This is a genomic window from Prevotella sp. DNF00663 (assembly GCF_001553265.1).
Classification (GTDB): Bacteria; Bacteroidota; Bacteroidia; order Bacteroidales; family Bacteroidaceae; genus Prevotella.
This window is the reverse complement of sequence record NZ_KQ960648.1, coordinates 1-5,359: the sequence shown is the minus strand read 5'-3', so window position 1 is coordinate 5,359 and position 5,359 is coordinate 1. Positions and strand designations below refer to the sequence as shown.

The following is a 5,359-nucleotide window of genomic DNA, read 5'->3' as shown; positions in this document are numbered from 1 at the left end:
AACGTGTATGGATTGTGGGCATAGTTGGACAAAAGAAAAGCCTACGGACACTTGCATCTGCCCCCATTGCGGGGCAAGGTTGCAGGTCAAGGAAACCTTTGAACGCAAGATTAGGCAGAAGCAGTACTTTACAATACTTACCACTTGCGGAGAATACCAAATACTAAGAATGTTCCTCCTTTCTGTGGAAATGGAGAAAGGTTGCAAGGCATCTTCATATACCTTTGAAATAGGTCAGTATTGGTGGAACGCACAAGGAAGAAAAACGATTATTGCCGTTCAACGAACATTAGGCAGATACATTGACACCTTTTCTTTCTGTTCGCCAATGGCAGTACGCAACGACAACGAAGCCTACCGCCATATATCGTATTCACCGATATATCCCAAGTTCAAGGTTACGGACACACTTCGCAGAAATGGTTTCAAGGATGATTTTCACGAAATACCCCCGACAACACTCATTCCTGCATTGCTTTCTGACAGCCGTGCCGAAACATTGATGAAGTCGGGACGTACAGACCACCTACGCTATTTCCTTGGCAAAAGAAGAGCGTTTGACGAGTATTGGCAGTCCTATAAGATTGCAGTCCGTAACGGCTACGATATAACGGATATTTCCCTTTGGTGCGACTATGTGGATATGCTCCGCAGATTGAACAAGGACATACACAGCCCGAAGTTTCTTTGTCCCACCAACCTCAAAGCCGAACACGACCGCAGACAGGAGGAACTCAATAGACAAAGGGAAAGGGAAGAGATAGCCCAAAAACAGCAGAAGGCAATGGAAGACGAAAAACGTTTCAAGGAGCTCAAATCCAAATTCTTCGGTATCCATTTCACCGACGGCACAATCCAAGTCCACGTATTGGAGAGCGTGCGTGAGCATTTGGAAGAGGGAGCGACCATGCACCATTGCGTATTTTCCAACGAATATTATCTTAAAGAGGACTCACTAATCCTATCGGCTACCATTGAGGGCAAGCGGATAGAAACAATAGAGGTATCACTGAAATCATTTGAGGTGGTGCAAAGTCGTGGAGTGTGCAACAAGAATACGGAGTATCACGAACAGATAGTGAACCTTGTCAATGCCAACCGCAGGCTAATCAGCCAACGAATGAAGGCAACGGCATAAAGTATAAATCATTAAATTATCAGAGATATGAAAACAGAGATAGAGAACGTCATTTTTAATTGGTCGGATAAGATACCTCCCATTCTTGTTCGGGTTATCAATGCGATAACCCTATCCGGCAACGAGGAAGAGTTAAGGACGGCAATAGGCAAAATAGCCGAAGAAACGGAACTTGACAAGTTCTTTGCATACGGTTATGGTGCACATCATTTTTGGCTCAAACACCGCAAATTATCCAATGGAGAGCCAAGGGAGTACAGATTATTAAAGGTTGAATTTTAAGATTAGAGATGATGAAGAAACAAAGATTTTTAGTCTATACCGAATATGTTTTTGACGGCGTATTCGATGTTGTTGCAGAGAGCAAGGAGGAAGCACGGTATAAAGTCCTGCAAGATTGTGGGTTGGTCATGGGTGGAAGTATTCACAGCACTTTGCCCGATGATGAGATAAATTGGGCTTTCGACAAACACCCTAACAGACGAATAGACAGAATAACAAATGTGTAAAAAAACAGCTTTTATAAAACCAAGAGCCACGCAAACCGAAAATTTGCGTGGCTTCTTTTCTTTGTCTTTGAACAGGCAGGCGACCAAAGCAAAGAAGCAAAAGAAAGTCGCTATGTAAAACTTTCCCAATGATAAACCATAAAACGAGTTTACTTTTGGCATAGTCTTTGCACTTAGGAAAGAAATGGTTTTACATAATTTTTTGACAGTTATGACAGACGTATTTCTTATTGAGGGTGTAAAAGGCTCTGGTAAAAGTAAAAGAATTCATAGTTTAAAAGAGGACTACATAAAAGCAGGATACAAACTAACCGACTCCGAGAACGAAGAAGATTGGAATACTGCCATATTCGTTCTCGAAAAAGAGGGACAGAAAATTGTATTAAATTCAGGGGCTGATACGAAGTCTATTATTGCAAGCTTTGGAATATTTCTTTCGAATCATAAAGATGCTATTGAAGTATATACGGCAATTAGACCACAACAGAATAATCCAAGACTACATAAATGGATGAAAGATGCTTTGAGTATTCTGCACATAAAGAGTGAAAAAGTTTATCATCTTCCAGAGGAGTTATAACGAAAAGACTATGGCACTCCACCCTCATGAACTTGTTTACTTATTAAAGAACAAGGCAAACTCCACTTGCCTTCGTTTCACCAATCCTTTTAAGACCTTGCCCTCATGTCTACAGAACGAGACATACTCCCGATAGAAGTTCCTGTCTCCAGCCTCAATCTTTCGCAGCAGTCGGCTCTTGGGGTGCTTACCATATCCGAGCAACCTTCCCACACCCACATTGTAGGCAAGCAAGGTAAGCAGCAAGGCATCCTTGCCATATCCTTTGAAGTGTTCAAAGCATTTCCAAAGGTCGGCACGGAGGAGCGAGTCCGCCTGCCGTTCCGTCATATCTGCCGTGAAACGTTCGCCCGGCTGCAGTTGATGACCATAGCCGACGTATGGATAGCAACTCTCTCTGTGCAGTCCCTCGAAGTATTTCACGACCACCACGGCGCGCTCAAAAGGAGGCAAGTCTGCCAACCGTACCCTGCGCTGGGCAAGGATCGGCTGGCAGAGCAAGCACATTATACAGAATAAAGCAAAGCGTTTAGCTGTTCGCATCGTTCAAGGCTCTGGTTACTACTGCGGTGGTCTTTCCCTTTTCCTCCGCCTTTTCGTTGTTGAAACTGAAAGTCAGTTGCTGCATCTTACCGAAACTGTCCTCCACGTACACGTCAATCGTCTGGCGGTCGGTGGAGAGCGAGGTGTAGTACAGACGGAACACGTCCTTTGTGAGCGGATAGCGGTCGTTGGGCTTGAATACCGTTCTATCGTCCATTTTCAGTGTTCCCTTGCCGTCGGGCTGGAAGTATCGGATGGTGTAGCGTGTGTCAGCAAAATCGCCCCCTCGCTTGAGCGTGCAGCGTATCTCTGCCGTCTGTCCCTTGACAATGTCCTTCTGAACGGGCATCGTCTCGACAGTGAACGGATAAGACTGCTGAACATCCAGCTCCCTATCACAAGCAGATAGACAAAACACGGCAAGGGCAAGTACGCCCATTACCCATATCGAACTTAATATCTTCTTTTTCATGTTTCTTTTCTATTAAATATTAAACCTAAGTCCTGCTGATAGCGCAGGACGGAAACGATGCACGTCAGAGCCGAAGAGCAACCGCCCTTGTGCCTTGACAAGAAACAGAAGCCTGTCCGTAAGGAATACTTCCAACGAGCCATGCACGGCACCGCCATAGACGAAGCGTGAGCGGTCGAGCAGCGTAGCCCCATCGGGCAGCAGCTTCTTGTCCTCATTCAACTCCTCGTAACCGCCCAATGCGGATATGCCAGCATAGAGAAACATGTTCTTACCCCTGTCGGAGAGACCAGGGTGCATATAGCCCACTTGTAAGAGTGCATCCTTGAGTTTTACGTTATAACTTCTGTACGGCATATTCTGCTGTTCATACTCTGCCATAACAAAAGTATAACTCTCACGACCCAGATAGCGGGTGAGTGATGCTCCCATACCGAAATTGTCAGCAGCAAGGAACTTTTCACCCTTGATAAGCGGAACACTCCCTACGACCTCTACACCCCTTTGCTTGGGTATCAGTCGCTGTGCCTGCGTTGGCAAGCTAAAAGCCATTGCCACCGCTGCACAAACCGATAAAATGATTTTCTTCTTCATAATGTCTACCATTTCAGTTTGAGGTTATCAATCTTCTTTGCTATCTGCAGGTCTTCTGCCGTTACATGAAAGGTCAGCGTACGACCGCCATTTCTTTCATAGAGTGTCACTTCAAGCTGTTTGTCTTCTGCAAGAGAGAACTGTTCGAGCGCAAACACAGTGTGTTCACTACCCATGCCACGCACCTGCATCACCTGATGATAGGCACGCAAGGGCTGCAACACCTGTTCTTGTATGGCGGTACGCTTTGCGACCTTCTTATCCACCACCTTGAACGTGATGAAGTCCACCGAGTACGGCATATTCGTGCCGTTTTCCATACGAGTGTGGAAATACAGCAAGCCGTTATGGGCATACAAGCCACGAAGCAGGAACTTCATGCCGAACTGCTGTGCACCGATATGTTTGATGGTACGCTTGTCATTCTGATAGATAGTCTGCATCATCAGTTTGACTAATATAGGCGACTCATTGCCGAGTTCCTTAAAATAAATGTCGACACGATTGCTGGGCAATCGCCCCTCAGTTGGTGACAGGAAGTCCTTCATCTCGATGCTTAACTTCTCCGGCTCATCGGCATACTTCACGTTGAAAGCATAGAAAGAGTTCTCCCGAAGTGAGAGGACGGCTCGGTGTCAGACCATCATTGTTTTCCTGTGCTGTGGCTGTTGCTCCCACCATGGCAAGCATAGCCATTGATAAAATAAGTTTCTTCATTGTTCCTTTTGATTTGATGTTTTTTTTACTTGTCATTTTTGATTGTTTTATTTGGACTGAACCAAGAAAAGGCGGTAGCCACCCTTGAGCGTCACCTTGATAGTGCGCAGCTTCTTCTGAAGCAGCTGACTTGCACCCTGCATCACACCACGAGCCGCCTCGGAGATAATCTGGTCCTTGGCAGAGGAAGCGAAGGTAAAGGATGTGCCCATTGAACCACCGATGTTCGCCCCGACTTCCTTAAGCGCATTGATGTCCTCCGAACCTGGTATATACACGCCCTCTTGTCCGTCCGTGTCGTATGCCGAGAGCTTGACGGCTATGATATGCCCACCAACCTCAATACTCTTAATGAGCAGGTGCATACGGTTGCCCTCAATCTTGGCAGATGCAATCAGCCGGCTCTGCCTTGGAATACGCAGTCCCTGCACCTTGGCAGTCTCCAGCAGACGAAGCACCACATTGTCGCCCTCCTTGAGCGTGGTCGTTCTGTCCACCACCACTTTGAGCGTGTTGCGCATCGTGGATGCAGCCGTACTTGTTAGCGAATGGAAGCCCATGTTGCGTACTCTTGTTCCATATTCCTTGATAAAATCTGCATCGCTCATCGGCTGACCGAGTGAAGTCACCACCTGTTTGCGCTCCGCCAAGACCTCCATAACTGGAGCGTTTGCTTGCATCTGCCCCTTTTCTGTTCCAATATCGGTGATTGTGGGTGTGTTTCCTTTATCATTCGCAAAAGCATTCTCCAATGACGGAGGGACAGATGATGTCTTGAGAACTCTGCAAAACTCTTAGTTTAGAAA

7 protein-coding genes and 2 pseudogenes are annotated in these 5,359 nt (G+C 46.2%); 4 read left to right on the top strand and 5 right to left on the bottom strand.

What is annotated here, in order from left to right; all coding sequences use genetic code 11:
* The 4 genes from HMPREF3034_RS09205 to HMPREF3034_RS09190 all read left to right on the top strand — a co-directional run.
* Positions 1–1,138 (top strand): PcfJ domain-containing protein (locus tag HMPREF3034_RS09205; RefSeq protein WP_062435064.1); only part of this gene is annotated, 1,138 nt, incomplete at its 5' end.
* A 27-nt stretch (positions 1,139–1,165) separates the two neighbouring features.
* Positions 1,166–1,420: a hypothetical protein gene (locus HMPREF3034_RS09200; RefSeq protein WP_062435053.1), complete on the top strand. Its 255-nt coding sequence runs from the start codon at positions 1,166–1,168 to the stop codon at positions 1,418–1,420.
* A gap of 8 nt (positions 1,421–1,428) precedes the next feature.
* Complete coding sequence (locus HMPREF3034_RS09195; RefSeq protein WP_062435051.1) at positions 1,429–1,647, top strand: hypothetical protein; 219 nt, start codon at positions 1,429–1,431, stop codon at positions 1,645–1,647.
* Between the two features lie 211 nt (positions 1,648–1,858).
* Entirely contained in the window at positions 1,859–2,227 is a 369-nt protein-coding gene (locus tag HMPREF3034_RS09190; RefSeq protein WP_146014629.1) for a hypothetical protein, read from the top strand.
* 36 nt (positions 2,228–2,263) lie between these two features.
* On the opposite strand, the gene HMPREF3034_RS09185 is transcribed toward HMPREF3034_RS09190, so the two are convergent.
* The 5 genes and pseudogenes from HMPREF3034_RS09185 to traM form a co-directional block, all read right to left on the bottom strand.
* A complete protein-coding gene (locus tag HMPREF3034_RS09185) occupies positions 2,264–2,770 on the bottom strand; it encodes a glycoside hydrolase family protein (protein WP_062435048.1) in 507 nt (168 codons plus the stop codon).
* Positions 2,757–3,242 (bottom strand): DUF3872 domain-containing protein, encoded by a 486-nt coding sequence (locus HMPREF3034_RS09180; protein WP_025064846.1) that lies wholly within the window; start codon positions 3,240–3,242, stop codon positions 2,757–2,759. The genes HMPREF3034_RS09185 and HMPREF3034_RS09180 overlap by 14 nt, the downstream gene beginning before the upstream one ends.
* 12 nt (positions 3,243–3,254) lie before the next feature.
* Positions 3,255–3,848, bottom strand: coding sequence for a conjugal transfer protein TraO (locus HMPREF3034_RS09175; RefSeq protein ID WP_062435045.1), 594 nt, complete (start codon positions 3,846–3,848; stop codon positions 3,255–3,257).
* Positions 3,842–4,553: pseudogene (gene traN, locus HMPREF3034_RS09170) on the bottom strand (conjugative transposon protein TraN). Before traN ends, HMPREF3034_RS09175 begins: the two are co-directional and overlap by 7 nt.
* Positions 4,554–4,600: 47 nt before the next feature.
* Positions 4,601–5,329, bottom strand: a pseudogene (traM, locus tag HMPREF3034_RS09165) (conjugative transposon protein TraM); the annotation flags it as partial.
* Positions 5,330–5,359: the final 30 nt, after the last annotated feature.